Source organism: Pseudoruegeria sp. SHC-113, assembly GCF_025376885.1.
In the GTDB taxonomy this organism is placed as follows: domain Bacteria; phylum Pseudomonadota; class Alphaproteobacteria; order Rhodobacterales; family Rhodobacteraceae; genus Pseudoruegeria.
Genome location: NZ_JAHUBR010000001.1, coordinates 2,230,196 through 2,255,363, shown reverse-complemented (window position 1 = coordinate 2,255,363; position 25,168 = coordinate 2,230,196). Strand labels below are relative to the sequence as shown.

The window sequence follows — 25,168 nt, the reverse complement described above, 5'->3', positions numbered from 1 at the left end:
CGTTTGGTTTTCGATGCGGATTTCTGCGCCCGCATCATTCCTTTACCCCGCCCAGCATCACGCCCTTCTGGAAGTACTTCTGGATGTAGGGGTAGACGATAAGGACAGGGATGATCGAGAGCACGATGATGGCGGCGATCATCGTTTCGAACGAGTAGCCGGCCGACAGAAGATCGGTGGCGAATTCGTCGCTCATGTTCAGTTCGACGATGATTTCCTTCAGGTAGACCTGCAGCGGCAGCTTGTCCTGATCGCGCAGGATGACCATGGCCCAGAAGTAGCCGTTCCAGCGTGCCACGGCGCAGAAGAGCGCAACCGTGATGATGGCGGGCTTGGAGAGCGGCACGTAGACGCGCCACAGGATCTGGAAATCATTGGCACCATCCATCCGGGCGGCTTCCTCGAAGGACCGCGGCACGTTCTCGAAGAAGTTGCGCATCAGGATGGCGTTGAAGGCGTTCACCGCGAAGGCGATGATGATGGCAAAGCGCGTGTCGAGGATGCCCAGATCGCGGATGTTCAGGAACACCGGGATCATGCCCGCATGAAACCACAGCGTGAAGGCCACGAAGAGGTTGAAGCCGGAGCGGCAGGGCAGGTTCGGACGGCTCAGCGCATAGGCGCCGGGGATGATGAAGGCGAGCGACGTCAGCGTGCCCACGATCGTGTAGTAGAAGGTGTTGCCGTAGGCGATCCAGAAGGCCTTGTCGGCCATCACGTAGTTGAACGCATCCAGCGTGATTTCCTTCGGCAGGAACACCACGTCGCCCCGGGCCACGGCTGCGCCCGACGAGATCGAGGCGGCAAGCACGTAGATGAAAGGGTAAAGCGTGGAGGCCACGAAGAGCCCGAGCAGGATGGTGACGGCCCAGCCGAAGAAGCGATCACCGCGGCTGTACAGATCGAAGGTGCCGGTGGGGGAAGACATGTGTCTGTTCCTTCCTTACCAGAGGCCCGTGCGCGAGACGCGCTTGGACAGGCGGTTTGCGGTGATGACGAGGGCGAAGGCAACGACGGCGTTGAACACACCGGCAGCGGTGGCCACGTCGTAGTTGTTGTTCTGCAGGCCCTGACGGTAGATCCAGGTGGTGATCACGTCGGCGGTCTCGTAGGTGGCCGGCTGATACAGCAGGATCACGTATTCGAAACTCACCTCCAGCAGGTTGCCGATACGGATGATCAGCATGATCAGGATCGTCGGCAGGATGCAGGGCAGGGTGATCAGATACATCATCTGGAAGCGCGTTGCGCCGTCCACCTTCGCGCTTTCGTAGAGCGTGGGGCTCACACCGGCGATGGCAGCCAGATAGATGATCGATTCAAAACCCGCTTCCTTCCAGATGTTGGAACCGATGAAGATCGGGCGGAACCATTCGGGCATCGTCAGGAAGTAGATGGGATCATCCATGCCCAGCTTCGTCAGAAGCAGGTTCACGATGCCAGAGGGCGAGAAAAAGTTCACAACGATCCCCGCCACGATCACGATCGAGATGAAGTGCGGCAGGTAAGCGATTGTTTGTGCTGTCTTCTTGAAGCCCTGGTGGCGCAGCTCGTTGAACATCAGCGCGAGGATGATCGGGGCCGGGAAGGCGAAGATCAGGCTGAAGACGGAGATGATCACGGTGTTCTTCACCGCGCGCCAGAAATAGGGGTCGTTGAACAGGGTCTCGAAGTGTTCAAAGCCGACCCAGGGGCTGCCCCAGATGCCTTTGAACAGCGAGAAATCCTTGAAGGCGATCACGAGGCCCAGCATCGGCTTGTAGGCAAACACGAGGAAGTAGATCACCATCGGTGCCAGCATCACGTAGACCTGCCAGTTCTGGGCAAAGTTCTGACGGATGCGGTCCGCGAGGCTGAGTTCGGGAAGGTCGTAGTCGCTGTAGTCCTCACCCGGGGCGAGCCCCGAGTGGGAGGCGTTGTCGCTCATGGTCATGCCGCCACCGCCGTGTGCAGACGCGCGCCGCTTTTGGCGGCAAAGAGGTGGCAATGCTCAGGCGCAACGGTGATGCCCACCTGCGATCCCTGAACCAGTTGCACCACGCCGGGCACCTTCACGACGATGGAGGTGTCGCCCAGCTCGGCGTGCACGAGGCTTTCCATCCCCAGCGGCTCCACCAGATCGACGCGGATCTGCGCCAGCGGCGCGACGGTGTCGTTGGGGTCGGCAAGCTGGATCGTTTCCGGGCGCAGGCCAAGCTGCACGCGGCTGCCATCCTCGAAGGTATCCAGCGCCATGGCCGGGACGGGCAGGGCGGAGCCGTCCGCCAGTTTCACCACAGGCGCGGCGGCGGTGCCGGAGATCGTACCGAGCACGAGGTTCATCGGCGGGCTGCCCATGAAGCCGGCCACGAAGGCATTGGCGGGATTGCCGAAAATCTCCAGCGGCGTGCCGACCTGCTCCACGCGGCCATCTTTCAGGATGGCGATACGGTCGGCCAGCGTCATGGCTTCGACCTGATCGTGGGTCACATAGATCGAGGTGGTGCCGAGGCGGGAATGCAGGCGCTTGATCTCGGCGCGCATCTTGTTGCGCAGTTTTGCGTCGAGGTTGGAGAGCGGCTCATCGAAGAGGAAGACGGAAGGATCACGCACGATGGCGCGGCCCATGGCAACGCGCTGGCGCTGGCCGCCGGAGAGATCCGCCGGGCGGCGATCAAGGTAATCCGTCAGGCCGAGGATGCCGGCGGCATCCATCACCAGTTCATGGCGCTTGTCCTTCGCCATGCCGCGCAGGCGCAGGCCGAAGGCGATGTTCTGTTCCACCGAAAGATGCGGGTAGAGCGCGTAGTTCTGGAACACCATGGCCACGTCGCGATCCTTGGGCGCGATCCGGTTCACCACGCGATCCCCGATTGAGACACGCCCGCCCGAGATTTCCTCAAGGCCCGCGATCATGCGCAGGATCGTGGATTTGCCGCAGCCCGACGGCCCCACCAGCACGACGAATTCGCCGGCGTTCACTTCAAGGTCCACGCCATGCACAACCTGCATGCCGCCATAGGCCTTGACCACTTTTTCCAGTTTGACGTTGGTCACCCTATAACCTCCCCAGGGTTTCGTTCCTTGATCAGCCCGCGGCCTGAGCGACTCGCTCACGCACTTCCGGGCTTCGGATGATCTGCGCGAAAAGCTCCACGCAGTTCAGATGGCGATCCATGGCGGCCGAGGCGGCCTCCGGATCGCGCGCTTCGATACCGGCGACGATGGCGCGGTGCGCCTCGATCACCTGTGCGTGACGGCTTTCGCCCCGCGAGATCCGCAGGCGCTGCACGCGGTCCACGGTGCCGCGCACCATGCGGATCATGCGGATGGCCGAGGGCATTTTCGCGATGTCGGCAAGGCCACGGTGAAAGGCGGTGTCGAGTTCGAAGAAGGCCACGCGATCAGCGGCGTCGGCGGCGGCCTGCTGCTGCTCGATCATGTCCTGCAGGTTCAGCAGATCCAGCGTGCTGCGCTGGTTGGCGGCCTCGGCGGCCACGGCCATCTCCAGCGCGCGGCGCAGCATCAGGCTTTCGTAGACCTTCTCAAAGGTGATCTCGGAAACGTAGCTGCCGCTTTGCGGGCGAATCTCCATCAGCCCTTCGTCGGACAGGCGGATGAAGGCCTCGCGCACTGGCGTTTTGGACACGCCGATCTGCGCGGCGATGTCTTTCTCCGAAACGCGGGCGCCCGGCTGCAGAGCCAGCGAGATGATGCGCTCGCGGATGTCCTCATAGACACGCTGGCTCACCGGGGCCGTCTGGGCTTCGGATTGTTTGGATATGTCACTCACCAACTTTGCCATGCCACTTTTCTAATTGACGTATCAGCTGGGAAATTACTATTCCAGTCACGTCGAGTCGGTCAAGCCCCGGAATCGGCAAAAAGGAACGAAAGCGCAAAACGCGAGGAGGAAAGATGAGCGAAACCAGTGAGTTGATCGGCAAGTGGGTGCCCTCGGGCGAGGGTGTCGAGCGCCGTGTGCGCGCAGAAGATCCCGCGTTGATGGTGGTGGAGTTCCGCTTCCAGACCGGCGGTGTGGGCACGCTTCACAGCCATCCGCACGTGCAATCCACCTATGTGGAGCGCGGCGTTTTCGATTTCACGATGGACGGCAAGACCACCCGCATCAGCGCGGGCGATTGCTTTGTCATCCCTTCCAACACCGAACACGGCTGCACCTGCATCGAGGCAGGGCTGCTGGTTGATTGTTTCACACCCCGCCGCGACGATTTTCTTTAAAGGAGCCTCAGACGTGCTGACCGTCCAAACCCTCTACGCCACCGATCCCGAAACCGCCAAAGGCCTCGACACCTCCGGCCTGCGCGAGAAATTCCACGTGGGGGGCGCTTTTGCCGAGGGCGAGATTCGCCTGACCTACACCCACTATGACCGCCTGATCGTCGGCGGCGCCGTGCCCGCCGGCAAGACGCTGGTGCTCGACGCCGTGGCCGAAACCGGCACCGCCTCCTTCCTGGACCGCCGCGAGGTGGGTATCCTGAACATCGGCGGCACCGGCATTGTCGGCGCGATGGATCAGACATGGGAGCTCAACAAGGGCGACATGCTCTACCTGCCGATGGGCGCGGGTGCGGTCTCCTTCTCCGGCGAGGGCCGCTTCTACATCGTCTCCGCCCCCGCGCACACGGCATACCCGGCCGCGCTGATCCGCCCGGAGGACGCCAATCAGGTGAAGCTCGGCAGCGCCGAAACCTCCAACGACCGCTCCATCTGCCAGTGCATCCACCCCGATGGCGTGAAAAGCTGCCAGCTCGTTATGGGCTACACCCAGCTGCACAACGGCTCTGTCTGGAACACGATGCCCGCCCACATCCACGACCGCCGCATGGAGGCCTATCTCTATTTCGACGTGGCCGAGGGCCAGCGCGTGTTCCACTTCATGGGCGAGCCGAGCGAGACGCGCCACATGGTGATGGGCAACGAAGAGATCGCCGTATCGCCGCCGTGGTCGATCCACTCTGGCGCGGGGACGGGCTCTTACACGTTCTGCTGGGCGATGGCGGGCGACAACATGGCCTTCACCGATATGGACATGGTGCCGATGGAGAACCTGCGATGATCTCCTTTTCGCTGGAAGGCCAGACGGCACTTGTGACCGGTGCCAACACCGGCATCGGGCAGGCCATCGCCGTGGCGCTGGGGCAGGCGGGCGCGCATGTGATCTGTGCCGGGCGCTCCTCCTGCGCCGAGACCGTAGGCCTGATCGACAGCGCCGAAGAGCTGACACTGGATTTCTCCGATCCGATGGCGGCACAGGATGTGTTTGCCGGGCGTCGCGTGGACATCCTTGTCAACAACGCCGGCATCATTCGCCGCGCCGATTCCGTGGAGTTCTCCGAAGAGGACTGGGACGCGGTGATGGACGTGAACCTCAAGGCGCTGTTCTTCACCTGTCAGGCCTTCGCCAAGGCCGCGCTGGCTGCGGGGCGCGGCGGGCGGATCGTCAACATCGCGTCGCTCCTGAGCTTTCAGGGCGGTATCCGCGTGCCCTCCTACACGGCGTCCAAACACGGCGTGGCAGGGCTGACGAAGATCCTTGCCAATGAATGGGCGGCCAAGGGCATCAACGTCAACGCCATTGCGCCGGGCTATATCGCCACCAACAACACCCAAGCCCTGCGCGAGGATGCCGACCGCAACAAGGCGATCCTTGAGCGCATCCCGGCCGGCCGTTGGGGCGATCCGGCCGATATCGCGGGGATGGCTGTCTTCCTTGCGTCTCCGGCCTCGGGCTACGTGCACGGGGCTGTGTTCAACGTCGACGGGGGATGGCTAGCCCGCTAGCCGGCGCGACGTGAACAGGGGAACCGGGGCTGCGCACTGAGCGCGCGGCCCCGGTTTTTCGTTTTTTGGGGGTAGTTTCGGCTATCTGGCCCGGCGGCATCGCCGGGCAGCCCCCGACCGCCCCCATCGGGCGGGGGCTTTGCCCCCACCCGGCGGTCTGGGACTGCCCTTTGCCAAGATCGCGGAGAAGGGTGTCACTCGCAGGCGCTCCTTTGCAGGAAGCTCACGCTTCAGGCCGCAGGCGCGTAAGCCAGCGCCAGCATCAGCAGGGCAATCGCGCCGATCCAAGCCGCCAGAATGCGCAAGCCGATGGCAAGCCAGTCCTGCGGGATGCGCTCCTTCAGAAAAAGCGTGCCGCCCCAGATATAGAGCAGCCCAAGGTTCGCCCCGAAGAGCGCGCCGCTCATAGTGAAGGCCATGTCCCGCGCCGGGCCGGGATCGGGCACCGAGGCCATGCCGATCAGCAGGCCACAGAGGGCGGTGAGGAGGGTCGCGCCGGGAAGCACGCGCCCCGGCAGTAGCGCGGCAAGGGCGCAGACGAGCGCGGCCGCCGCATACATCGCTGTATCGAGCCACGCGGGCGGCTGCCCGGTGAAGAGCCCCAGAAGGCTGGTGAGCGCGAACCCCGCGAAGAAGAACTTGGCCCGGTAGACCGCATGGCCCGCCACCAGCAGCCCCGCGCCCAGCATCATCAGCGCCTGCGGCGGGGTGGAGAACGGGTGCAGGGCGCCGATGTAGAAGCCCTTGATGCCGGGGATCGGCGCATGGGCCATGGCAGGGCCCGCGCAAAGCGCCACGGCCAGAGCCGCCGCGCCAACCCTGAGAAGAGGCGTCATACCGCGCCGGTCAGGAAGGCCACGCCCGCGAGCGAAATCACGCCCCCTGCGCCGCGCACCGCCAGGCGGCCCGCAGGCCATTTCACCAGCAGGCCGAAGGCGATGCCGATGAGGTGCAGCAGCCCGGTGGAGATCACGAAGCCCACCGCATAGGCAAAGGCATTCACTGTGGCGGGCAGTTCGGTGCCATGGGCGTAGCCGTGGAAGATCGCGAAAGCGCCCACGATCACGGCGGCCACCCAAAGCGGCGGGCGCACGGCGAAGACGATCATCAGCCCCAGCACCACCGCCGACAGCGCGATTCCGGTCTCCACCGCAGGCACGGGGATGCCCAGAATGCCGAGCACCGCGCCGAAGGCCATGACCAGCGGAAAGACCACCGGCAGGATCCAGATCGCCGGCGCGCCAAGGAAGGCCCCCCAAAGGCCAACAGCCACCATGGCCGCCACGTGATCCCAGCCGAGAATCGGATGGGTGACGCCCGCCACGAACCCGCCGCCGTAGCCGTCGCCGCTATGGGCAAGCGCGACTTGCGGCGCGGCAAGGCAGTCAAGGGCAAGGGCAAGCAGAAGGGCGAGAGTGCGGGCTGGCATCAGGGGGGCTCCGGTATGGGGGCAGTTGCTGACATGGGTAGGCCAGCCGCACCGCGCGTTCAACCGCAGAAGTGCTCCGCCGAGTCGTGTGGGGCTCTGGCAAATTCTTTGCCCAAGGTCCGGTTGCCGCTATACTCTTCCCCCATAAACGCAAAGACATTTTTACTTCACCATAGGAGCCCCCCATGAGTTTTCAGAGGGATTGTGACACCTGCTATCATTGGAAGCCCCATCGCCGCAGCCACAACCGGACAGACGAAGCGGCAGAGTGTATGCTGATGCCCCCGGATGTCTCAGGCAAACGCCCGCGGACCAAAGGCACGGATTACTGCGGGCAGTGGCACTGGAAAGACGATAAGCCGCCGAAAGCCCTTTATACGCTGAAAGCCAAGGTTGTCGGGTCGCTGCCGGGTGCCGTTATCAGTGGTGGCGCACGTATGTTGTCGGGCGGCGTGTCTGGCTACATTTCGGCGGAGGGTTTCGTCTACCGCGCGCTGCCAGAGGACGAGGTCGAATTGGTCGGTTATCTGGAAGGGTGGCAGGAAGGCACCGCCCAGCCGCGATTCTCACCCCTTGTGACAATCTCTCCGACTCTGTTTGAGGATGACGGCGGGGGGGAGAGTGGCCCCGGGGAAGGGCAGGAGGGCTAGCGGGGCGGAGGATGGTAGGCCCGGCAGGACTTGAACCCGCAACCAAAGCGTTATGAGCGCTCTGCTCTAACCAATTGAGCTACAGGCCCGCCAGCGCCGTGATTAGGCAAAGCCCGGCGCAGGGTCAAGCGGGCTTGAGGGTGACTCGGCCTAGGCTACGGGTGCAGGGCTGCGCGCAAGGGCCTCTGATTCCAGCCGGGCCAGTTCGCGCGTGAAGGCCGTGACCACAAGATCCACGCGCGAGCCGGGCTGTTGGCGCGTGGGCGTGACGGCGTAGAGCCGCTTTTCCTCGGGCCGGTAGCCGGGCAGGATCTGCGCGAACGTGCCATCCGCCAGCCCCTCGGCCACGAAAAGCCGGGGGACGCGGCTGTAGCCTGCGTGTTTCAGCACCGCCGTCATGATCAGATCGGGATCGTCGGCGGTGAAGCCCACGCGGATCGGGGCCTCGAACATCTCGCCCCCGCGTGTCAGCGGCATGACACCGCGAAACTGGCTTTCGTGGTGCTGGATGAACTTGTGGTGCAACAGATCGCCGGGCGTCTCCGGTTGGCCGTTGTCGCGCAGGTATTGCGGCGTGGCGATCAGCACCGTCTCAAGCGCGGCGATGCGGCGGCCGTAGCCTTCCGTCTGGCCCAACTCGCCGGAGCGCAGGGCCAGATCATAGCCCTCGCGCACCACGTCCACGAGACGGTCCTCCAGCCGCAGCACGATCTCAAGCTCCGGGTAGCTGCGGCCCAGATCCACCAGCAGCGGACCCAGCACGCGGCGGCCCAGAAACTGGCTCACGCTGATGCGCAGGCTGCCCGATGGGGTCTGTTCCAGCGATTCCACCTCCGCCAGCATCAGCGCGTGGGCTTCAAGGATGCGCTGCGCATGGGCGAGCACCATCTCGCCTGCGCGGGTGGGCTGCACGCCGCGCCCGCCGCGATGCAGAAGCTGCTGGCCCAGCTGCTCCTCCAGCAGGCGCATCTGCTGGCTCACGGCCGATTGCGAGATGCCCCGCCGTGCCCCGGCGGCCGAGAAACTGCCTTCATGCGCGGCGATGACAAGGGTTTCGAGCAGGTTGATCCGGTCCATGAGTATTAGCCTTGCTTATAGCTTCTATCAGGGCGGGCGGGGATCATTTCCAGAAATCCTTGCGTAAATACGAGGGGCAGCCGCCGATGCGGCCATTCTTTCCAGATTAGGTATTGGAGATCCTAATGACAATCAATCGCCGAGGGTTCCTTTTGTCCGGGCTGGCCGCCCCCGCCATCGCCGGGTTCGGCCTGCCGGCTTTCGCGCAAGCCGCCCGCCAGACTGCCGTTTCTGCCGCGGCAGCCGATGTCACGCGGGCCTATCGCTTCACCGTCGGCGAGGCCCGCGTCACCGCGCTTCTGGACGGGTTCGTCGATCTGCAGCCGGGGATGATCGCGCCCTATGATGCCGCGCAGCTTGACGCCGGGCTCGCCGCCGCCCAGCAGAGGCGCCACGGCGGCGGGGTGCGTATCCCGGTGAACGCTTTCGTCATCGAAGAGGCAGGCCGCACCGTGCTGGTGGACGCGGGCACCGCCGGGCTTATGGGCCCCACGCTGGGCGCGCTTCCGGCTGCGCTGGCGTCTGTCGGGATCACGCCCGAACAGGTGGATCTCGTCGCGGCCACGCATTTGCACCCCGACCACGTGGGCGGGCTGCTGGCAGCCGATGGCAGCGCGACCTTCCCCAATGCCGAGGTGGCCGTGGGCGAGGTGGAATACGGCTTCTGGCATGATGACGCCATTCTGGCGGCGGTGCCGGAGGGCAACCGGCCCTTCTTCCAGATGGCCCGCGCCAGCCTCGCGCCCTACGCAGATCGCCTGATCCGCTTCCAGAGTGAAGCCGAGATCCTGCCGGGGCTGCGCAGCCTGCCGCTGCCGGGGCACACGCCGGGGCATGCGGGCTTCCTGCTGCAATCGGGCGAAGAGCAGCTGCTGTTCTGGGGCGATACCGTCCATATCACCGCGCTGCAGTTCGCCCATCCCGAGGTCTCCATCGTCTTTGACGCCGACCCGGCGCAGGTGCTGCAGACGCGGCTGGCGATGTTTGATCGCGCGGTGGCCGACGATCTGCTGGTGACGGGATCGCACCTTGATTTCCCCGGCCTTGGCAAGGTGCGCGGCGCGGCTGCGGGCTACGCTTACCAGCCCACGCCCTGGCAATACGCGCTCTGAGGCAAATTACCGGCGATTGCCCTTGCAATCGCCGGTTTCCTTCGCGCGGGCTTTGCGCTAAGGCCACGCCAATCATTGCGAAGGAGCCCGCCCGATGACCGAGAAGAAGAACGGACTGACCTACGCCGACGCCGGTGTGGACATCGACGCCGGCAACGCGCTGGTGGACCGGATCAAACCCGCCGCCAAACGCACCGCGCGCCCCGGCGTGATGTCGGGCCTCGGCGGCTTCGGCGCGCTCTTCGATCTGAAAGGCGCAGGCTATGAGGATCCGATCCTCGTGGCGGCCACCGACGGTGTCGGCACCAAGCTGCGCATCGCCATCGACACTGGCAATGTCTCCACCATCGGGATCGATCTCGTGGCCATGTGCGTCAACGATCTGGTCTGCCAGGGGGCGGAGCCGCTCTTCTTCCTCGACTATTTCGCCACCGGCAAGCTGGAGCTTGAGCAGGCCACCGCGATCATCGAGGGCATCGCCGAAGGCTGCGCGCGCTCGGGCTGCGCGCTGATCGGCGGTGAGACGGCAGAAATGCCGGGCATGTACCACGATGGCGATTTCGATCTGGCCGGCTTTGCTGTCGGCGCAATGGAGCGTGGCGCGGACCTGCCTGCAGGCGTTGGTGAGGGCGACGTGCTGCTGGCGCTGGCCTCTGACGGTGTGCATTCCAACGGCTATTCTCTGGTCCGCAAAGTGGTGGAGCTTTCGGGCCTCGGCTGGGACGCGCAAGCCCCCTTCGCCGATGGCACGCTGGGCGAAGCGCTGCTCGCGCCCACGCGGCTTTACGTGAAACAGGCGCTGGCGGCGGTGCGGGCAGGGGGCGTGCACGCGCTGGCCCATATCACCGGCGGCGGCCTGACGGAAAACCTGCCGCGCGTGCTGCCCGAAGGGCTTGGCGCAACCGTGAATCTGGGCGCATGGGAACTGCCGCCCGTTTTCCGCTGGCTGGCCGAGACCGCCGGCATGGCCGAAGCCGAACTGCTGAAAACGTTCAACGCCGGCACCGGCATGGTGCTTGCCGTTTCGGCGGACCGCGCCGAGGCGCTCACCGCGCTGCTTCAGGCCGAAGGCGAGACCGTCTACCGCATCGGCACCGTGACCAAGGGCGAGGGCGTGTCCTACACGGGCGCGCTTCTGTGACACGCCGCGTCGCGATCCTGATCTCCGGCGGCGGCTCCAACATGGTGAGCCTTGTGGACTCCATGGCCGCCGTCGATCACCCTGCAAAGCCCGTTCTGGTGCTGGCCAATGATCCGGCCGCCGGAGGGCTGGCTAAAGCGCAAGCGCGCGGTGTGGCAACGGCGGTGGTGGAGCACAGGCCGTTTGGCAAGGATCGCGAGGCCTTCGAGGCCAAGCTGCTGGAGGCGCTCGACGCCGCGCAGCCCGACATGATCTGCCTTGCCGGCTTCATGCGCGTGCTGACGCCGTTCTTCGTGGAGAAATGGGCCGGCCGGATGCTCAACATCCACCCCTCGCTGCTGCCCAAGTACAAGGGGCTCAACACCCACGCCCGCGCCATTGAGGCAGGCGATGGGGAAGCGGGCTGCTCGGTGCATGAGGTGACGGCCGAACTCGACGGTGGCCCGATTCTGGGGCAGGCCCGCGTGCCGATCCTTGCGGGCGACACTCCCGAGGCACTCGCCGCGCGCGTGCTGCCGCTGGAGCATCAGCTCTACCCGGAAGTGTTGCGCCGTTACGCCGCTGGCGACCGGACACCGGTTCATCTGCCCTAGTTGCCTTTCCTTCCCTCCCAATGCGGCCTATGACGGATCAAATCCGGCCGACCCAAGGCAAAGAAACAACGGTCCCCATGATCACACTCACCACCACGCAGGAGCTTGCTGACTTCTGCCAGGCGGCGGCGAAAGCCGATTACGTCACCGTCGACACCGAGTTCCTGCGCGAACGCACCTATTTCTCCAAGCTCTGCCTGATCCAGCTGGCCTATCGCGGCGATGGCAAAACCGATGCCGTGCTGGTGGATCCGCTCGTCGAGGGGCTTTCGCTCGAGCCGCTCTACGCGCTGTTCCGCGACACCTCCACGGTGAAGGTTTTCCATGCTGCCCGGCAGGATCTGGAGATCTTCTTCGTCGATGGCGGCGTGATCCCGGATCCGCTGTTTGACACGCAGGTGGCCGCGATGGTCTGCGGCTTCGGCGAACAGGTCGGCTATGAAACGCTGGTGCGCAAGATCGCCAAACAGTCGCTGGATAAAACCTCGCGCTTCACCGACTGGTCCCGCCGCCCGCTCACCGAGGCGCAGAAGACATACGCGCTCGCCGATGTGACCCATCTGCGCGACATCTACGAATTCCTCGCCGCCAAGCTCGCCAAGACCGGGCGCGACAAATGGGTGGCCGAGGAGATTCAGGTCCTGACAACGCCCGACACCTATACCGTGGTGCCGGAAGAGGCGTGGAAACGGGTGAAGACCCGCACCAACACAGGCAAATTCCTCGCCATCGTGCGCGAGCTGGCGCGCTTCCGCGAGGATTACGCGCAGACCAGGAACATCCCGCGCAACCGTGTTTTCAAGGATGATGCACTGCTGGAAATGGCCTCCACCAAACCGGCGGATGTCAAGGATCTTGGCCGCTCGCGGCTGCTGCTGCGCGAAGCCCGCAAGGGCGATATCGCCGACGGCATTCTGGCGGCGGTGAAAGCAGGCCTCGAAGCCGATCCGGCCACCTACCCGAAGGTGCCCAATGGCAACGACAAGGTGCAGGTGAACCCGGCGCTGGCCGATCTGCTGCGCGTGCTGCTGAAAGCCAAGAGCGACGAGGCCGACGTGGCGCCCAAGATGATCGCCAATGCCGCCGAACTGGACGCCATCGCCGCCGGGGAGCGCGATGTTCCCTCGCTGAAAGGCTGGCGGCTGGAGGTCTTCGGCGAAGACGCGCTGCGCATTTGCGAGGGCAAGGTGGCGCTCGGCGTGAAGGGGCAGAAGGTGAAAGTGATCCGCCTGTCGTGAGGGCAGAGCGGATGCCGGACACCAAAGCGGGGGCCTCGGGCCCCCGTTCTCGTTTTCAGTCAGGCTCGCAGGTTTAAGGCCGGGCGCTGCGGGAATTGCGCGCGCCGTTCACCCGGATCTCGCGGATGCCTTCCCGCAGCCGCGGGTCGGAAATGAAACCGCCAGCGGTAATCTCGCGCGATTGCGGCGTGGAGACAGGCTGCGGCGTGAGCGGTTTCAGCACGCGGAACTCGTAGGTGAGGACGCCGTTCTGCGGCTCGCCTTCATTGAGCGCAAAGAGATCGGCCCGGAAATAACCCTGCGACGCGGCCACCCCAGTTGCGGTCACGATCACGCCGCCGGGCGTGTCATCCACCCGAAGCGCCGTGACCTGATCAATCAGCACACGCGGATCCTGAATGACGATCACCCCGTCATCTGTCGTCACGGTGACAACCTCGCTGTCGCCGCTGCGAAACCAGTTGAACGGGTTCAGTGAGGCGGAGTTACCGCACGCCGAAAGCAGAAGCGTGGCGGCCAGTAGCGTGATGCCTGCAGGTTTCATCAATTGGTCCCTCGTTGCCTGACAATCGGTTAGCCCATAGCGCGCCACTTGAAAACCCGCTTCGAAACACTGGACCTTCACGCGTGGGCGGCTTAGGTGAGGGTGCAACACCAAACGGGAGCAGATGCCGATGGCCACCGAAGCCTTTGAAGAGATCGCGGAGACCTTCGATTTCCTTGAGGATTGGGAGGATCGCTACCGCCATGTGATCGACCTTGGCAAGGCGATGGACCCGCTGGAAGAGGCCTTCAAAGTGCCCGCCACGAAAGTCGACGGCTGCGCCAGCCAGGTTTGGCTGCTGCCAGAGATTGACGGGCAGGGCGGAGGCGCCACCTTCAACTTCCGGGGCGACAGCGATGCAATGATCGTGCGCGGGCTGATCGCGGTGCTCATGGCGCTCTACAACGGCATCCCCGTCTCCGAGGTGCTGAAAGTGGACGCCGGCGGCGAACTCGCGCGGCTCGGCCTCAACGAGCACCTTTCCTCGCAGCGTTCCAACGGCCTGCGCGCCATGGTGCAGCGGATCCGCGAAACGGCGGCCGCCCAAGCGGCCTGAGGCCCGCCGCCTCAGCAAAAACGGCCTCCCTTCATCTTGGCCGAAATATCCCGGGGGAGTCGTGCCGCAGGCACGGCGGGGGCAGCGCCCCCTTGCCCTTACAAACAAGCAAGCCGCCCAAAGGGCGGCTTTCGCATTTTATCCGGTGCGCATCGCGCGCCTGAGCCTTTTGAAGTGGCGTGTCAGCCGTAGACGGCCTTCGTGGCAATCCGGGTGGCGTCGCCGCGGAATACACCCAGATCTTCAGCGATCTCTTTGGGCATGTTGCGGATGGCGTTCACGGTGCGGCGGTAGGCGATGCGTTTGCGGGCGGAGTCAAAGAGGGTGTGAAAGAGGCTCATGTTCGTTTCCTTTCGGTTCAGATCCTGTTGTTGAGCCATAGATGGGCAGCCAAAGCGCTTCCGGTTAGGTCTGTTTCGGCAGGTCTGTCATGCAAGGTTGTCATACCGGCGGTTCGCGCCCGCGCAAAAGAAAACCGCCCGCGCTCTGGGGAAGCGCGGGCGGGTCATGCCGGTAACGTACTTGTTGGAAGGTCTGTTACAGGTATTTCGCCATTTCAACGGCCGTGTCGGCCATGCGGCAGGAGAAGCCCCACTCGTTGTCATACCAGGAGAGCACACGGCAGAGGTTGCCGTCCATCACCTTGGTCTGGTCCGTCGAGAAGATTGAGGAGTGGCTGTCGTGGTTGAAATCCATGCTCACGAGCTTGCTGTCGGTGACGCCAAGGATGCCTTTGAGCGGGCCGGCGGCGGCAGCGTGGATCGCGGCGTTGATTTCCTCGGCCGAGGTGTCGCGGCCGGCTTCAAAGGTCAGGTCCACCACGGAGACGTTGGGCGTCGGCACGCGGATGGCGACGCCGTCGAGCTTGCCGTTCAGTTCCGGCAGCACGAGGCCCACGGCCTTGGCCGCGCCGGTGGAGGTCGGGATCATGTTCATCGCCGCCGCACGGGCGCGGTAGAGATCCTTGTGCATCGTGTCCAGCGTCGGCTGATCGCCCGTGTAGCTGTGGATCGTCGTCATGAAGCCACGGGTGATGCCCACGGTGTCGTTCAGCACCTTGGCAACCGGCGAGAGGCAGTTGGTGGTGCAGGAGGCGTTGGAGACCACGAGGTCATCGGCGGTGAGCGTGTCGTGGTTCACCCCGTAGACGATCGTCTTGTCGGCCCCAGCGGCAGGCGCGGAGACGAGCACGCGCTTGGCGCCGTATTCGAGGTGCAACGCTGCCTTGTCGCGCGCGGTGAAGATGCCGGTGCATTCCAGCACGATGTCCACATCGCCCCAGGGCAGATCCGTGGGGTTGCGGATCGCGGTGACCTCGATCGGGCCACGGCCCACGTCGATGGTGGTTTCGGTGGTTTTCACTTCCTTGGGAAAGCGGCCATGCACCGAGTCATAGCGCAGCAGGTGGGCGTTGGTTTCCACCGGGCCCAGATCGTTGATCGCCACGACCTCGATGTCGGTGCGGCCTGCTTCCTCGATCGCGCGCAGCACATTGCGCCCGATCCGTCCAAAACCGTTGATTGCTACTTTCACAGCCATGTCGCGCAAACTCCTATCGGCAACAGTGATGGGGTCGGGCCATACCCCCGGAAATCTGTTATCGCTAACATGTTCATTTGCGAAAGAAGGTCAACCGTTCATTTGGTCGCTATCGCCAGAAAGCGATAAATTCCGAAAATTCGGAGAACTTCTTGGCGAGGAAAAGGGACATGCCCCAGTGGAAGAACAGCAAATCGGCGGCAAAGATCGCGAGGATCAGGCCGCCGAGCACAAGTGCGAGTCCGTTTGTCATGCGTGGCACGGGGCAGCGGTTGCGCCCCGGTTCTCCCTGTTAGTGCAGGAGACGCCCCATCGCTGCGGCCACATCGGCCATCCGGCAGGAGAACCCCCATTCGTTGTCGTACCATGCCAGAACGCGCACGGTCCGGCCACCGATAACCTTCGTCTGATCGGGGGCAAAGATGGAGGAATGGGTGGTGTGGTTAAAGTCGATCGAGACCTTGGGCTCGGGATCATAGGCCAGCACCGAGCGCATGTGGCCGGAGGCGGCCTCGCGCACGATCTCGTTCACGTCTTCGACCGTCACGTCCTTGCCGGCCTCAAACGTCAGATCCACGGCCGAGACATTGGGCGTGGGCACGCGCAGGGCGGTGCCGTCTAGGCGGCCTTCCAGCTCGGGCAGCACTTCTTTCAGGGCCTTGGCCGCGCCGGTGGAGGTGGGGATCATCGCCATGGCGGCGGCGCGGGCGCGGTAGAGATCCTTGTGGCGGCGGTCCAGCGTGGGTTGATCGCCGGTGTAGCTGTGGATCGTCGTCATGATGCCGCGCTCGATGCCGATGGCGTCGTTGAGCACCTTGGCGAGCGGGGCGAGGCAGTTGGTGGTGCAGGAGCCGTTGGAGACGAGCCGGTCGTCGGCCTGCAGCGCGCGGTGGTTCACGCCGTAGACGATGGTGCGGTCCACATTGGTGGCCGGGGCGGAGAAGAGCACCTTTTTCGCGCCTTGCTCAAGGTGCACGGCGCCCTTGGGGCCATCATTGAACTTGCCGGTGCATTCCAGCACAACGTCCACGCCGGACCAGTCGAGCTCTGTCGGGTCATAGGTGGAGAAGACTTCCATCGGCCCGCGGCCCAGATCCATCGTGTTGCCATCGACCTTCACATCGCCGGGGAAGCGGCCATGCACGGAGTCATAGCGCAGCAGGTGGGCGTTGGTTTCGATCGGGCCGGTGGCGTTGATCTTCACCACCTGAACGTCGTTGCGGGCGCTTTCAGCGATATGAGCCAGCGTGCAGCGGCCGATCCGGCCGAAGCCGTTGATGCCAACGGTGATTGTCATGGTCGCGCTCTCCTACTCTTCAAACCAGCCGCCGGGCCATGGCGGGCTTGGGCCTTCTATAGGGGGGAAGGGGTTAAGGGGCCAACCGGAAAGCTGCATTTTTCCAACGTGTTAGCGCAAACTGAGGCAATTTGGACGGCGTTAGCGCAAACGATTTCACGGAGTTAGCGCCACCATTTCCACGCGGCGCTTTGCACGTGCAGAATCACTCTGCGGCTCCGAGGCACGCTGCACCCGGAACAAGCCGAAGGCGCCGGGTGCGCGCCGGCCCGTCCGGGCGGGCTGGCGCTTTGCTGGGTGCAGGCGTCGTTCTAAGGGCGCGCGGATGTGGCATGGATAAAGTGCCACGCTCCACCGTCTGGAAGCGCCAGCCCACGGGCCGACACGCCCCCGGCTTGCTCCGGGCGCAAAGGGGGACACAAAAAAGAGAGCCGCGAGGGCGCTCTTTCCAATCGTATTCGAGGGCTGCCTTACAGCAGCTCTTTCGCCTTCGCGGCAACGGCCTCGGCGGTGATGCCGAACTTCTCGAACAGCTCTTCCGCCGGCGCGGAAGCGCCGAAGCCTTCCATGCCGATGAAGGCCGACTTGGCCTCGCGGCCACGCTCGCCCAGCAGCCACTGATCCCAGCCCTGACGCACACCGGCCTCGATGGCGATGCGCACGGTGCCAGCACCCAGAACCTTGCGGCGGTAGGCTTCGTCCTGCGCGGCGAAAAGCTCCATGCAGGGCATGGACACCACGCGCGTGCCGATGCCCTCGGCCTGCAGAGCGGCCTGCGCCTTCAGCGCCACTTCCACTTCCGAGCCCGTCGCCATCAGCACGACCTGTGCCTTACCCTCGGATTGCGACAGCACGTAGCCGCCGCGCGCGGTGAGGTTGACGTTCTTGTGCTCGGTGCGCACCGTCGGCAGGTTTTGACGCGACAGCGCCAGCACCGAAGGCGTGGATTGCGACGAGAGCGCCAGCTCCCAGGCCTCGGCGGTTTCGACCGCATCGGCGGGGCGGAACACCCAGGTGTTGGGCGTGGCGCGGCTGATGGCCAGATGCTCCACCGGCTGGTGGGTCGGGCCGTCTTCGCCAAGGCCGATGGAATCATGCGTCATCACGAAGACCGTCGGGATCTGCATCAGCGCCGCGAGCCGCATGGAGGGGCGGGCGTAATCGGTGAAGCACATGAAGGTGCCGCCGTAAGCCCTTGCACCGCCGTGCAGAACCATGCCGTTCATCGCGGCCGCCATACCGTGCTCACGGATGCCGTAGTAGATGTAGCGGCCCTTGCGGTTATCCGGCATGAAGACGCCCAGATCGCCGGTCTTGGTGTTGTTGGAGCCGGTGAGATCAGCCGAGCCGCCGATGGTTTCGGGCATGATCGGGTTGATCACCGCCAGCGCCATTTCGCTGGCCTTCCGGGTCGCAACCTTGGGCTGCTCCTCGGACACCTGCTTCTTCAGCGCCTTCACGACGGCCGAAAGCCGCTTGGGCACTTCGCGGGCGTAGATGCGAGTCAGTTCTTTCTGGCGGCCTTCGCTCAGGGTGGCGAAACGCTCCTGCCATTCGGCATGGGCGGCTGCGCCTTTTTCTGCCGTGGCTTCCCAGGCGGCTTTCACATCAGCCGGAATGTCGAACGGCCCATGTTCCCAGCCATAAACGGCGCGGGTGTCGGCGATCAGCTTGGCATCGGTCAGCGCGCCGTGGCCCTTGGAGGTGTCCTGCGCGGAGGAGCCGAGCGCGATATGGGTCTTGCAGGCCACCATGGAGGGGCGGCGGGAGGCCTTGGCCTCGGTGATGGCGCGGTCGATGTCTTCCGGATCATGGCCGTCGCATTCCACCACGTGCCAGCCGGAGGCGCGAAAGCGCTTCACCTGATCGGTCTTGTCGGCCATGTCGACGGTGCCGTCGATGGTGATGTTGTTGTTGTCCCAGAGCACGATCAGCTTGGAGAGCTCATGCTTGCCGGCAAGGCCGATGGCCTCCTGGCTGACGCCCTCCATCAGGCAGCCGTCGCCCGCGATCACATAGGTGAAGTGATCGATGACCTTCTTGCCGTAACGGGCGCGCTGGATCTGCTCGGCGATGGCGAAGCCTACGGCATTGGCGATGCCTTGCCCAAGCGGGCCGGTCGTCGTCTCGATGCCCTTGGCGTGGCCGTATTCCGGGTGGCCGGCGGTTTTTGCGCCCCACTGGCGGAAGTTCTTCAGCTGATCGATCGTCATGTCGGCATAGCCGGTGAGATGCAGCAGCGAATAAAGCAGCATCGAGCCATGGCCGGCCGACAGGATGAAACGGTCGCGGTCGATCCAGTCCGGGTTTTTCGGGTCGAACTTCAGGTGGTTCTCGTACAGCACGGTGGCCACATCGGCCATGCCCATCGGCATGCCGGAGTGGCCGGAATTCGCAGCAGCCACGGCGTCCAGCGTCAGCACGCGGATCGCGGCGGCCTTTTTCCAATGCTCGGGGTGTTTTTCGCGCAGGGCAGAGATATCCACGTGGTTCATCCTCTGGTTCGGGAAATCGCTTGGTCGCGCCCCTGATAGCAGGGTCGCTGATTAGTGCAAGTTTCTGCGCTAACATGAGGCAATCGGGCGCTCATCCGGGGCCAATATGCCGATGGCGGGGGGCGCAATTCCCTTTTTCATTCGCTAAACTCTCAATTCAATGCAGAACACCCGATTCGTCTGCGGGGCGCGCCGACCGCGCGCAGGCGGCAAAGAGAAGGGGAGAGTCATGGAACAGGCACCCATGGAACAGGCCAAATGAGCGACATCACCGAGATCGAAGCCCGCATCCGCGCCGCGCTCGACCGCATTGCTGCGGCTGCCGAAAGCACGCCTTCGCAGGAGCAGGGCGAAAGCCCGCAAAGCGGCGCAGAGCTGGAGGAGCTGCGCGCCGCCCTCGAGGCCGAGCGCGCCGCCAACGAAAGCCTTGAAGCCCGCGTGGCGGCCATTCAGGAAAAGCAGGAGGCCAATGTGGCCGGGCTGAAACGCCGGGTCGATGAGCTCATGCAGCAGCTTTCGGACGCCGAGAAGGATAGCCAGAAGCTGCGCGCCGCCAACGGCCAGCTAACCGAAAGCCTCGCCGCCCTGCGCGGGGCCAATGAGCAGAACGTGGGCGAGCCCTTCCTGATCAACCGCTCGATGATGGCGGAACTGGAAGCCCTGCGCGCCGCGCGTGCCGCCGAGAAGCGCGAGCTGGACACGGTGCTCACTGCCCTTGAGGGCGTCATCGGGGAGGCAGAGTGATGCCGGAGATCAAGATTTCCATCGGTGGCCGTGAGTTTCAGGTGGCCTGTCAGGAGGGCGAGGAGCATTTCCTGCGTTCCGCCGCCGGTTTGCTCGCGACGGAAGCCGATACATTGGTGAGCCAGATCGGCAAACTGCCGGAAGCGCGTATGCTCCTGATGGCAGGGCTGATGCTGGCCGACAAGACAGCCGGGCTGGATGAACGCCTGAAGGAAGCCGAACGCAAGGCTGCCACGCAGGAGGCCAAGATCGCCGAGCTTGAGGCCCGCAAAGGGGGCGGCGAGCCGGTGGAGGTGAAGGTGGAAGTGCCAGTTGAGGTTCCGGTCGAAGTGGCCGTCGTGCCGCCGCAGCTGATCGAAAGCATGGCCGAAATCGCCGCCCGCGCCGAAGGGCTTGCAGAGGCGCTGGAAGCCGCTAAACCCTGACGGCACGCGGCGCGATGTGGCGCCGGATCACAACACACAGGACGTGAAGAAATGGCCCTCGAAGATGCGGTCAACGAAGTCGATACCGCTCTGACCCGCAGCAAGCTCACCGGGCTTGCCTATGAAAACACCTTCGGCGGGGCCACGAGCTTCCTGCGGCGGCGCTACACGAAGGATCTCGACGGCGTCGATCTGGCGATCACCGGCGTGCCCTTTGATCAGGCCGTCACCAATCGCCCCGGCGCGCGCTTCGGTCCGCGCGCCCTGCGCGAAGCCTCCACGCTGCAGCCCTATGATCCGCCCTTCGGCTGGGACGTGGATCCCCTGAGCGAATTCAACATCGCCGACTACGGCGATCTGGCCTTCGATTACGCCAAAGTGGCTGATTTTCCGGCGCGTCTGGAGAAACACGTAGCCGGGATTCTGGTCAAGGATGTGAACGTCCTGACGCTGGGCGGCGATCATTTCATCACCCTGCCGATCCTGAAAGCCTATGCCGCCAAATATGGCCCGATCAGCCTTGTGCAGTTCGACGCCCATTCCGACAGCTGGCCCGATGACGACATGGACCGCATCGACCACGGCACCTTTGTCTACAAGGCAGTGAAGCTCGGGCTGATCGATCCTGAGCGCTCGGTGCAGATCGGCATCCGCACCACCAACCCCGACACGATGGGCCTGCACACGATCGACGCGCGCGAGGTACATCTGGCTGGCCCGCTGGCTGTGGCCGAAAAGATCAAGGAAATCGTCGGCAGCAGCGCCTGCTACATGACTTTCGACATCGACGCGCTCGATCCGGCCTTTGCGCCGGGCACCGGCACGCCGGTCTGGGGCGGGCTGACAAGCGCGCAGGCCGCCATCATTCTGCGCGATCTGGCGGGGATCAACCTCGTGGGTGGCGATGTGGTCGAGGTGAACCCGCCGTTTGACACCACCGGCGCCACCGCCATCGCGGGCGCCCATGTGGCTACGGAAATCATGTGCCTCTGGGCCTGGAACCGCCGTGCGAAGGCGCAGGGCGCATGAAAACAGCGCTGATCCTGCTGCTGGCCGTTCTGGCCGTGGCAATGCTCTACGTCCGACTTGCGCCGATTGATGCGCAAAGCTGGCATCAGGATCCCGACACCGCGCCCGATCCGGGCGTGGCCGGGGTGCGCATCGGCTCAGACGATGCGCGTGCGCCGCAAGGCGAGGCCGCCACGCTGCTCGCCGCCCTGAATAACATCGCCCTTGCCACACCGCGCACCCGCGTTATTGCAGGCAGCGTGGCGGACGGCATGATCACCTATGAAACCCGCAGCCTTCTGTGGGGATTTCCCGATTACACGACGGTAAAGCTTGCGCCGCAGGCCGATGGCAGCGCACGGCTGGCGATCCTCGCCCGTCTGCGCTTCGGGCGCTCAGATCTGGGCGTCAACGGCAAGCGCGTTGCCGCTTGGCTGCAGGCTCTGGAGGCGGTCCAGCAGGCCGGGTGAGACATTTGAGGACAGGCAGCCCTCGGAAATTTCCCGCCACATCGGATTGTTGAGCGACATCTGGCACTGCGCCATGAACATGCGCCCATCCACCTGCAGGCAGATCATCTCGCCCAGCTCCACGCGGGCCCCGCTTTTGTCGGTGCAATAGCAATCGATCACCTTGCCGCCGGGGCCTTTGACATCGGCGAGGGCAGGGGTGGCGGCTGCCAGCAGGAGAGGGAGCAAAAAGCGCATCATGCCCTGATGATAGCACGGGCTCGCCCCTTGACCAAAGCGGGCATTTGAGGGAAAGCAAGGCATGGTTCCCTTGGACAAACTCGCTCAGATTACCCAGCGCTTTCAGTTTCTTGAGGCGCAAATGTCGGAAGGTGCCGCCGCCGGAGATTTGGCGGCGCTCGGACGGGAGTATTCCGAGCTCAAGCCGGTCGTCGAGGAAATCGCCGCCTACCGGCAATTGCTCACAGATATCGAAGACGCCAAGGCCATGCTCGACGATCCCGAGATGCGTGCGCTGGCGGAGGAAGAAATCCCGCTAATGAAGGCGCGGATCCCGGCGCTGGAGCAGGCCTTGCAGCTGGCGCTCCTGCCCAAGGACGCCGCCGACGCGCGCCCGGCGATGATCGAGATTCGTCCCGGCACCGGCGGCGAGGAAGCCGCCTTGTTCGCAGGCGATCTGCTGCGCATGTATCAGCGCTACGCGGAAGGCCGGGGCTGGCGGTTTGAGATCATCGAACACAGCGAAACCGAGCTGGGCGGGGTGAAGGAAGTCGTCGCCCATGTGCAGGGCGAGGGCGTCTTCGCGAAGCTGAAATTTGAAAGCGGCGTGCACCGGGTGCAGCGCGTGCCGGCCACCGAAAGCGGCGGGCGCATCCACACCTCCGCTGCCACCGTGGCCGTGCTGCCCGAGGCCGTGGATGTGGACATCCAGATCGACGCCAATGATCTGCGGATCGACACGATGCGTTCCTCTGGGGCAGGCGGCCAGCACGTCAACACCACCGATTCCGCCGTGCGCATCACCCATATTCCCTCCGGCATCGTGGTCACGAGTTCGGAGAAGAGCCAGCACCGCAACCGCGAGATCGCCATGCAGGTGCTGAAAACACGGCTCTACGACATGGAGCGCCAGAAGATCGACAGCGAACGCGCCGCCAACCGCAAGAGCCAGGTCGGCTCGGGCGACCGCTCCGAGCGCATCCGCACCTACAACTTCCCGCAAGGGCGCATGACGGACCACCGCATCAACCTGACGCTCTACAAGCTCGATCAGGTGATGCAGGGCGATCTGGACGAGGTGATCGACGCGCTCACCGCCGATTATCAGGCTGGCCTTCTGGCCGAGATGGAGGCGTGAGCAGCGTTAGCCAGGCGCTTGTCGCGGCCACGCGCCGGCTGTCAGAGGCCGGCATTCCAGGCGCCGCAACGGATGCGCGCACGCTGCTGGCCCATGTGCTGGGCGTTGCGCGCGGGCGGCTCACGCTTTTGGGGCCTGATCCTCTGACAGAGGCGCAAGTGGCGGCGTATGACGCGCTTCTCAAAGGGCGGCTTGCACGGCGGCCCGTCTCCCATCTTACCGGCACGCGGCAGTTCTGGGGGCGCAGCTTCCGGGTGACGCCTGATGTGCTCGATCCACGCCCCGAAACCGAGGATCTGGTCGCGCTGGCGCTGCAAGAGCCTTTTACGCGCGTATTGGATCTGGGCACGGGCAGCGGCTGCATCCTGCTTTCGGTGCTGGCCGAGCGCCCGCAGGCCACAGGGCTTGGCGTGGATGCTTCGGAAGCCGCGCTCACTGTCGCGCAGGGCAACGCGCAGGCGCTCGGGCTTACGGATCGCGCATCCTTCAGGCTTTCGGACTGGTTTTCGCACGTTGAGGGCCGCTTCGATCTGATCCTCTCCAACCCGCCATACATCACGCAGGCCGAAATGGCCGAACTCGCGCCGGAAGTGGCCGGGCATGAGCCGCATATGGCGCTCACGCCGGGCGGGGACGGGCTTTCGCCCTACCGGATCATCTGCGCGCAAGCCGCAGCCTATCTTGCCCCCGGCGGGCGGGTGATCTTTGAAATCGGCCACCTGCAGGGGGCGGCCGTGGCCGCACTGATGCGCGGAGCGGGCTTTGACGCGGTAACGATTGCGCAGGATCTTTCTGGTAAGGATCGCAACGTTCTGGGGCGTTTGCCCGCACATTCGCCTTGAAACCGTGGCGCGGAGCGCTCAATTGACGCGCAAGGCAGGGGAATTCGCGATTAGCGCTTGTGTTGCCCGCCCCATCGTGCTTACTCATGGGGTACAAGGACGCGGATGCATCGCCCATCCCCCTCGTAAGTTCGCCAGAAATCGCTAGCTGCCCGGTTACGATAACCCCCGCAAGAGGCGCGGAAGAGGCAAAAGCGAACGCCACTATAAGGCTGGAATAGATACTACAATGAGATCTTCGAAATCACGTTCGCGGTCTAAAGCCAACCGCAGCAGGTCTGTCGGCAATATCGTCAACCGTGTGTTCGACAGCTCCGGGCCTGAAGGCAAGGTCCGCGGAACGCCGCAGCAGATCATCGACAAATACACCCAGCTCGCCCGCGACGCGCAGCTCGGCAACGATCGCGTTGCCGCGGAGAACTTCCAGCAGCACGCCGAGCATTACGTGCGCATGCTGGGCGAAGCGCAGCGCGAGGCCGATGCCCGCCGCGAGCAGCAGGAAAACGAACAGCGCGCCCGCCAGCAGCAGCGCGACAATGACCGCCAGGATCGGCAGGATCGTCAGGACCAGCAGCAGGATGGCAAAGGCTCTGACCGCAGCCAGTCTGATCGGGGCCAATCCGAGCGCAGCAAATCCGACAAGGTCGATCCCGGCAGCGCGCCGCAGCCTGACATCTTTGATGTCGCGGAAAACGACGAAGCGGATTCGGGCCTCGTGGAGACGCCGGAAAGCAAACCCAAGCCCAAGCGCAAGCCCTCCACCCGCAGCCGTGCGAAGAAGAGCGACGCTGCCCCGGCCGAAGCACCTGCCGCAAAGGGCGATGACGCCCCTCAGCCGGACGCACCGGAAGCCGCCGAGTAAGGCGC

At 64.4% G+C, this 25,168-nt stretch carries 30 protein-coding genes and 1 tRNA gene; 16 read left to right on the top strand and 15 right to left on the bottom strand.

The features are described from left to right. Window positions 1-34: 34 nt before the first annotated feature. From KVX96_RS11180 to KVX96_RS11165, 4 genes are read right to left on the bottom strand one after another with little or no spacing between them, the layout of a single operon-like run. The gene (locus KVX96_RS11180; RefSeq protein ID WP_261194513.1) at window positions 35-928 is read right to left on the bottom strand and encodes a carbohydrate ABC transporter permease; all 894 of its coding nucleotides are present in this window, start codon (window positions 926-928) and stop codon (window positions 35-37) included. A gap of 15 nt (window positions 929-943) precedes the next feature. After that, window positions 944-1,927, bottom strand: coding sequence for an ABC transporter permease (locus KVX96_RS11175; RefSeq protein ID WP_261194512.1), 984 nt, complete (start codon window positions 1,925-1,927; stop codon window positions 944-946). A gap of 2 nt (window positions 1,928-1,929) precedes the next feature. Next, window positions 1,930-3,036 carry an ABC transporter ATP-binding protein gene (locus KVX96_RS11170; RefSeq protein ID WP_261194510.1) on the bottom strand — a complete coding sequence of 369 codons (1,107 nt, stop codon included), beginning with the start codon at window positions 3,034-3,036 and terminating at the stop codon, window positions 1,930-1,932. Between the two features lie 31 nt (window positions 3,037-3,067). Beyond that, window positions 3,068-3,772 carry a GntR family transcriptional regulator gene (locus KVX96_RS11165; protein WP_261194509.1) on the bottom strand — a complete coding sequence of 235 codons (705 nt, stop codon included), beginning with the start codon at window positions 3,770-3,772 and terminating at the stop codon, window positions 3,068-3,070. 125 nt (window positions 3,773-3,897) lie between these two features. On the opposite strand from KVX96_RS11165, the gene KVX96_RS11160 reads away from it, so the two are divergent. From KVX96_RS11160 to kduD, 3 genes are read left to right on the top strand one after another with little or no spacing between them, the layout of a single operon-like run. After that, entirely contained in the window at window positions 3,898-4,221 is a 324-nt protein-coding gene (locus tag KVX96_RS11160; protein ID WP_261194507.1) for a cupin domain-containing protein, read from the top strand. 13 nt (window positions 4,222-4,234) lie between these two features. Then, entirely contained in the window at window positions 4,235-5,059 is an 825-nt protein-coding gene (kduI, locus tag KVX96_RS11155) for a 5-dehydro-4-deoxy-D-glucuronate isomerase (RefSeq protein WP_261194506.1), read from the top strand. Further along, window positions 5,056-5,784 (top strand): 2-dehydro-3-deoxy-D-gluconate 5-dehydrogenase KduD, encoded by a 729-nt coding sequence (kduD, locus tag KVX96_RS11150; RefSeq protein ID WP_261194505.1) that lies wholly within the window; start codon window positions 5,056-5,058, stop codon window positions 5,782-5,784. The genes kduI and kduD overlap by 4 nt, the downstream gene beginning before the upstream one ends. Before the next feature lie 230 nt (window positions 5,785-6,014). Here kduD and KVX96_RS11145 read toward each other — a convergent pair whose 3' ends face one another. Next, window positions 6,015-6,620 carry a hypothetical protein gene (locus KVX96_RS11145; protein ID WP_261194504.1) on the bottom strand — a complete coding sequence of 202 codons (606 nt, stop codon included), beginning with the start codon at window positions 6,618-6,620 and terminating at the stop codon, window positions 6,015-6,017. Then, complete coding sequence (locus tag KVX96_RS11140) at window positions 6,617-7,213, bottom strand: HupE/UreJ family protein (RefSeq protein ID WP_261194503.1); 597 nt, start codon at window positions 7,211-7,213, stop codon at window positions 6,617-6,619. Before KVX96_RS11140 ends, KVX96_RS11145 begins: the two co-directional genes overlap by 4 nt. Before the next feature lie 185 nt (window positions 7,214-7,398). Between KVX96_RS11140 and KVX96_RS11135 the strand changes: the two genes are divergently transcribed. Then, complete coding sequence (locus KVX96_RS11135; protein ID WP_261194502.1) at window positions 7,399-7,863, top strand: hypothetical protein; 465 nt, start codon at window positions 7,399-7,401, stop codon at window positions 7,861-7,863. Window positions 7,864-7,875: 12 nt separating this feature from the next. On the opposite strand, the gene KVX96_RS11130 is transcribed toward KVX96_RS11135, so the two are convergent. Together KVX96_RS11130 and KVX96_RS11125 are read right to left on the bottom strand one after the other, a co-directional pair. Next, a tRNA-Ile gene (locus KVX96_RS11130) sits at window positions 7,876-7,952 on the bottom strand. A gap of 61 nt (window positions 7,953-8,013) precedes the next feature. Beyond that, entirely contained in the window at window positions 8,014-8,940 is a 927-nt protein-coding gene (locus KVX96_RS11125) for a LysR family transcriptional regulator (RefSeq protein ID WP_261194501.1), read from the bottom strand. A gap of 125 nt (window positions 8,941-9,065) precedes the next feature. Here KVX96_RS11125 and KVX96_RS11120 point away from each other — a divergent pair, with 125 nt between their 5' ends. The 4 genes from KVX96_RS11120 (at window position 9,066) to rnd (ending at window position 13,024) form a co-directional block, all read left to right on the top strand. After that, window positions 9,066-10,052 carry an MBL fold metallo-hydrolase gene (locus KVX96_RS11120; RefSeq protein WP_261194500.1) on the top strand — a complete coding sequence of 329 codons (987 nt, stop codon included), beginning with the start codon at window positions 9,066-9,068 and terminating at the stop codon, window positions 10,050-10,052. A gap of 94 nt (window positions 10,053-10,146) precedes the next feature. Continuing rightward, complete coding sequence (gene purM / locus KVX96_RS11115) at window positions 10,147-11,193, top strand: phosphoribosylformylglycinamidine cyclo-ligase (protein ID WP_261194499.1); 1,047 nt, start codon at window positions 10,147-10,149, stop codon at window positions 11,191-11,193. Continuing rightward, the gene (gene purN / locus KVX96_RS11110; RefSeq protein ID WP_261194498.1) at window positions 11,190-11,786 is read left to right on the top strand and encodes a phosphoribosylglycinamide formyltransferase; all 597 of its coding nucleotides are present in this window, start codon (window positions 11,190-11,192) and stop codon (window positions 11,784-11,786) included. The genes purM and purN overlap by 4 nt, the downstream gene beginning before the upstream one ends. A 77-nt stretch (window positions 11,787-11,863) precedes the next feature. Next, complete coding sequence (gene rnd, locus KVX96_RS11105; protein ID WP_261194497.1) at window positions 11,864-13,024, top strand: ribonuclease D; 1,161 nt, start codon at window positions 11,864-11,866, stop codon at window positions 13,022-13,024. Between the two features lie 73 nt (window positions 13,025-13,097). Here rnd and KVX96_RS11100 read toward each other — a convergent pair whose 3' ends face one another. Continuing rightward, window positions 13,098-13,568, bottom strand: coding sequence for a hypothetical protein (locus KVX96_RS11100; protein ID WP_261194496.1), 471 nt, complete (start codon window positions 13,566-13,568; stop codon window positions 13,098-13,100). Window positions 13,569-13,698: 130 nt separating this feature from the next. Here KVX96_RS11100 and KVX96_RS11095 point away from each other — a divergent pair, with 130 nt between their 5' ends. Next, window positions 13,699-14,124 carry a SufE family protein gene (locus KVX96_RS11095; RefSeq protein WP_261195443.1) on the top strand — a complete coding sequence of 142 codons (426 nt, stop codon included), beginning with the start codon at window positions 13,699-13,701 and terminating at the stop codon, window positions 14,122-14,124. Between the two features lie 182 nt (window positions 14,125-14,306). On the opposite strand, the gene KVX96_RS11090 is transcribed toward KVX96_RS11095, so the two are convergent. The 5 genes from KVX96_RS11090 to tkt all read right to left on the bottom strand — a co-directional run bounded on the left by KVX96_RS11090 (window position 14,307) and on the right by tkt (window position 19,446). Then, entirely contained in the window at window positions 14,307-14,465 is a 159-nt protein-coding gene (locus KVX96_RS11090; RefSeq protein WP_261194495.1) for a hypothetical protein, read from the bottom strand. Between the two features lie 196 nt (window positions 14,466-14,661). Further along, complete coding sequence (gene gap, locus KVX96_RS11085) at window positions 14,662-15,663, bottom strand: type I glyceraldehyde-3-phosphate dehydrogenase (RefSeq protein WP_261194494.1); 1,002 nt, start codon at window positions 15,661-15,663, stop codon at window positions 14,662-14,664. Between the two features lie 109 nt (window positions 15,664-15,772). Beyond that, entirely contained in the window at window positions 15,773-15,916 is a 144-nt protein-coding gene (locus KVX96_RS11080) for a hypothetical protein (protein WP_261194493.1), read from the bottom strand. A 39-nt stretch (window positions 15,917-15,955) separates the two neighbouring features. After that, window positions 15,956-16,960, bottom strand: a complete 1,005-nt coding sequence (gene gap / locus KVX96_RS11075) for a type I glyceraldehyde-3-phosphate dehydrogenase (protein ID WP_261194492.1) — start codon at window positions 16,958-16,960, stop codon at window positions 15,956-15,958. A 470-nt stretch (window positions 16,961-17,430) separates the two neighbouring features. Further along, window positions 17,431-19,446, bottom strand: a complete 2,016-nt coding sequence (gene tkt / locus KVX96_RS11070) for a transketolase (RefSeq protein ID WP_261195442.1) — start codon at window positions 19,444-19,446, stop codon at window positions 17,431-17,433. 267 nt (window positions 19,447-19,713) lie between these two features. Between tkt and KVX96_RS11065 the strand changes: the two genes are divergently transcribed. Genes KVX96_RS11065 through KVX96_RS11050 form a run of 4 tightly spaced genes read left to right on the top strand, consistent with a single transcriptional unit; the run spans window position 19,714 to window position 22,102 of the window. Then, window positions 19,714-20,199, top strand: coding sequence for a hypothetical protein (locus tag KVX96_RS11065; RefSeq protein ID WP_261194491.1), 486 nt, complete (start codon window positions 19,714-19,716; stop codon window positions 20,197-20,199). Then, window positions 20,199-20,624, top strand: coding sequence for a cell division protein ZapA (locus KVX96_RS11060; protein ID WP_261194490.1), 426 nt, complete (start codon window positions 20,199-20,201; stop codon window positions 20,622-20,624). The genes KVX96_RS11065 and KVX96_RS11060 overlap by 1 nt, the downstream gene beginning before the upstream one ends. A gap of 51 nt (window positions 20,625-20,675) precedes the next feature. Further along, the gene (speB, locus tag KVX96_RS11055) at window positions 20,676-21,653 is read left to right on the top strand and encodes an agmatinase (protein WP_261194489.1); all 978 of its coding nucleotides are present in this window, start codon (window positions 20,676-20,678) and stop codon (window positions 21,651-21,653) included. After that, window positions 21,650-22,102, top strand: a complete 453-nt coding sequence (locus KVX96_RS11050; RefSeq protein WP_261194488.1) for a DUF1499 domain-containing protein — start codon at window positions 21,650-21,652, stop codon at window positions 22,100-22,102. Before speB ends, KVX96_RS11050 begins: the two co-directional genes overlap by 4 nt. Here the strand turns inward: KVX96_RS11050 and KVX96_RS11045 are convergent. Beyond that, a complete protein-coding gene (locus KVX96_RS11045; RefSeq protein ID WP_261195441.1) occupies window positions 22,028-22,339 on the bottom strand; it encodes a hypothetical protein in 312 nt (103 codons plus the stop codon). The genes KVX96_RS11050 and KVX96_RS11045 overlap by 75 nt on opposite strands. Window positions 22,340-22,403: 64 nt before the next feature. On the opposite strand from KVX96_RS11045, the gene prfA reads away from it, so the two are divergent. The 3 genes from prfA to KVX96_RS11030 all read left to right on the top strand — a co-directional run bounded on the left by prfA (window position 22,404) and on the right by KVX96_RS11030 (window position 25,163). Continuing rightward, window positions 22,404-23,459: a peptide chain release factor 1 gene (gene prfA, locus KVX96_RS11040; protein ID WP_261194486.1), complete on the top strand. Its 1,056-nt coding sequence runs from the start codon at window positions 22,404-22,406 to the stop codon at window positions 23,457-23,459. Further along, window positions 23,456-24,301 carry a peptide chain release factor N(5)-glutamine methyltransferase gene (gene prmC, locus KVX96_RS11035; RefSeq protein ID WP_261194485.1) on the top strand — a complete coding sequence of 282 codons (846 nt, stop codon included), beginning with the start codon at window positions 23,456-23,458 and terminating at the stop codon, window positions 24,299-24,301. The genes prfA and prmC overlap by 4 nt, the downstream gene beginning before the upstream one ends. A 229-nt stretch (window positions 24,302-24,530) precedes the next feature. Further along, window positions 24,531-25,163, top strand: coding sequence for a DUF4167 domain-containing protein (locus tag KVX96_RS11030; RefSeq protein ID WP_261194483.1), 633 nt, complete (start codon window positions 24,531-24,533; stop codon window positions 25,161-25,163). Window positions 25,164-25,168: the final 5 nt, after the last annotated feature.

Coding starts and splice junctions, on each gene's coding strand:
- KVX96_RS11125 (WP_261194501.1), bottom strand. CDS start 8,940: ATGGACCGGATCAACCTGCTCGAAACCCTTGTCATCGCCGCGCATGAA.
- KVX96_RS11095 (WP_261195443.1), top strand. CDS start 13,699: ATGGCCACCGAAGCCTTTGAAGAGATCGCGGAGACCTTCGATTTCCTT.
- KVX96_RS11030 (WP_261194483.1), top strand. CDS start 24,531: ATGAGATCTTCGAAATCACGTTCGCGGTCTAAAGCCAACCGCAGCAGG.
- kduD (WP_261194505.1), top strand. CDS start 5,056: ATGATCTCCTTTTCGCTGGAAGGCCAGACGGCACTTGTGACCGGTGCC.
- rnd (WP_261194497.1), top strand. CDS start 11,864: ATGATCACACTCACCACCACGCAGGAGCTTGCTGACTTCTGCCAGGCG.
- purM (WP_261194499.1), top strand. CDS start 10,147: ATGACCGAGAAGAAGAACGGACTGACCTACGCCGACGCCGGTGTGGAC.
- KVX96_RS11045 (WP_261195441.1), bottom strand. CDS start 22,339: ATGCGCTTTTTGCTCCCTCTCCTGCTGGCAGCCGCCACCCCTGCCCTC.
- gap (WP_261194494.1), bottom strand. CDS start 15,663: ATGGCTGTGAAAGTAGCAATCAACGGTTTTGGACGGATCGGGCGCAAT.
- gap (WP_261194492.1), bottom strand. CDS start 16,960: ATGACAATCACCGTTGGCATCAACGGCTTCGGCCGGATCGGCCGCTGC.
- KVX96_RS11065 (WP_261194491.1), top strand. CDS start 19,714: ATGAGCGACATCACCGAGATCGAAGCCCGCATCCGCGCCGCGCTCGAC.
- KVX96_RS11145 (WP_261194504.1), bottom strand. CDS start 6,620: ATGACGCCTCTTCTCAGGGTTGGCGCGGCGGCTCTGGCCGTGGCGCTT.
- KVX96_RS11180 (WP_261194513.1), bottom strand. CDS start 928: ATGTCTTCCCCCACCGGCACCTTCGATCTGTACAGCCGCGGTGATCGC.
- KVX96_RS11080 (WP_261194493.1), bottom strand. CDS start 15,916: ATGACAAACGGACTCGCACTTGTGCTCGGCGGCCTGATCCTCGCGATC.
- KVX96_RS11050 (WP_261194488.1), top strand. CDS start 21,650: ATGAAAACAGCGCTGATCCTGCTGCTGGCCGTTCTGGCCGTGGCAATG.
- KVX96_RS11140 (WP_261194503.1), bottom strand. CDS start 7,213: ATGCCAGCCCGCACTCTCGCCCTTCTGCTTGCCCTTGCCCTTGACTGC.
- KVX96_RS11160 (WP_261194507.1), top strand. CDS start 3,898: ATGAGCGAAACCAGTGAGTTGATCGGCAAGTGGGTGCCCTCGGGCGAG.
- KVX96_RS11135 (WP_261194502.1), top strand. CDS start 7,399: ATGAGTTTTCAGAGGGATTGTGACACCTGCTATCATTGGAAGCCCCAT.
- prfA (WP_261194486.1), top strand. CDS start 22,404: ATGGTTCCCTTGGACAAACTCGCTCAGATTACCCAGCGCTTTCAGTTT.
- speB (WP_261194489.1), top strand. CDS start 20,676: ATGGCCCTCGAAGATGCGGTCAACGAAGTCGATACCGCTCTGACCCGC.
- KVX96_RS11090 (WP_261194495.1), bottom strand. CDS start 14,465: ATGAGCCTCTTTCACACCCTCTTTGACTCCGCCCGCAAACGCATCGCC.
- KVX96_RS11060 (WP_261194490.1), top strand. CDS start 20,199: ATGCCGGAGATCAAGATTTCCATCGGTGGCCGTGAGTTTCAGGTGGCC.
- KVX96_RS11100 (WP_261194496.1), bottom strand. CDS start 13,568: ATGAAACCTGCAGGCATCACGCTACTGGCCGCCACGCTTCTGCTTTCG.
- KVX96_RS11175 (WP_261194512.1), bottom strand. CDS start 1,927: ATGAGCGACAACGCCTCCCACTCGGGGCTCGCCCCGGGTGAGGACTAC.
- KVX96_RS11120 (WP_261194500.1), top strand. CDS start 9,066: ATGACAATCAATCGCCGAGGGTTCCTTTTGTCCGGGCTGGCCGCCCCC.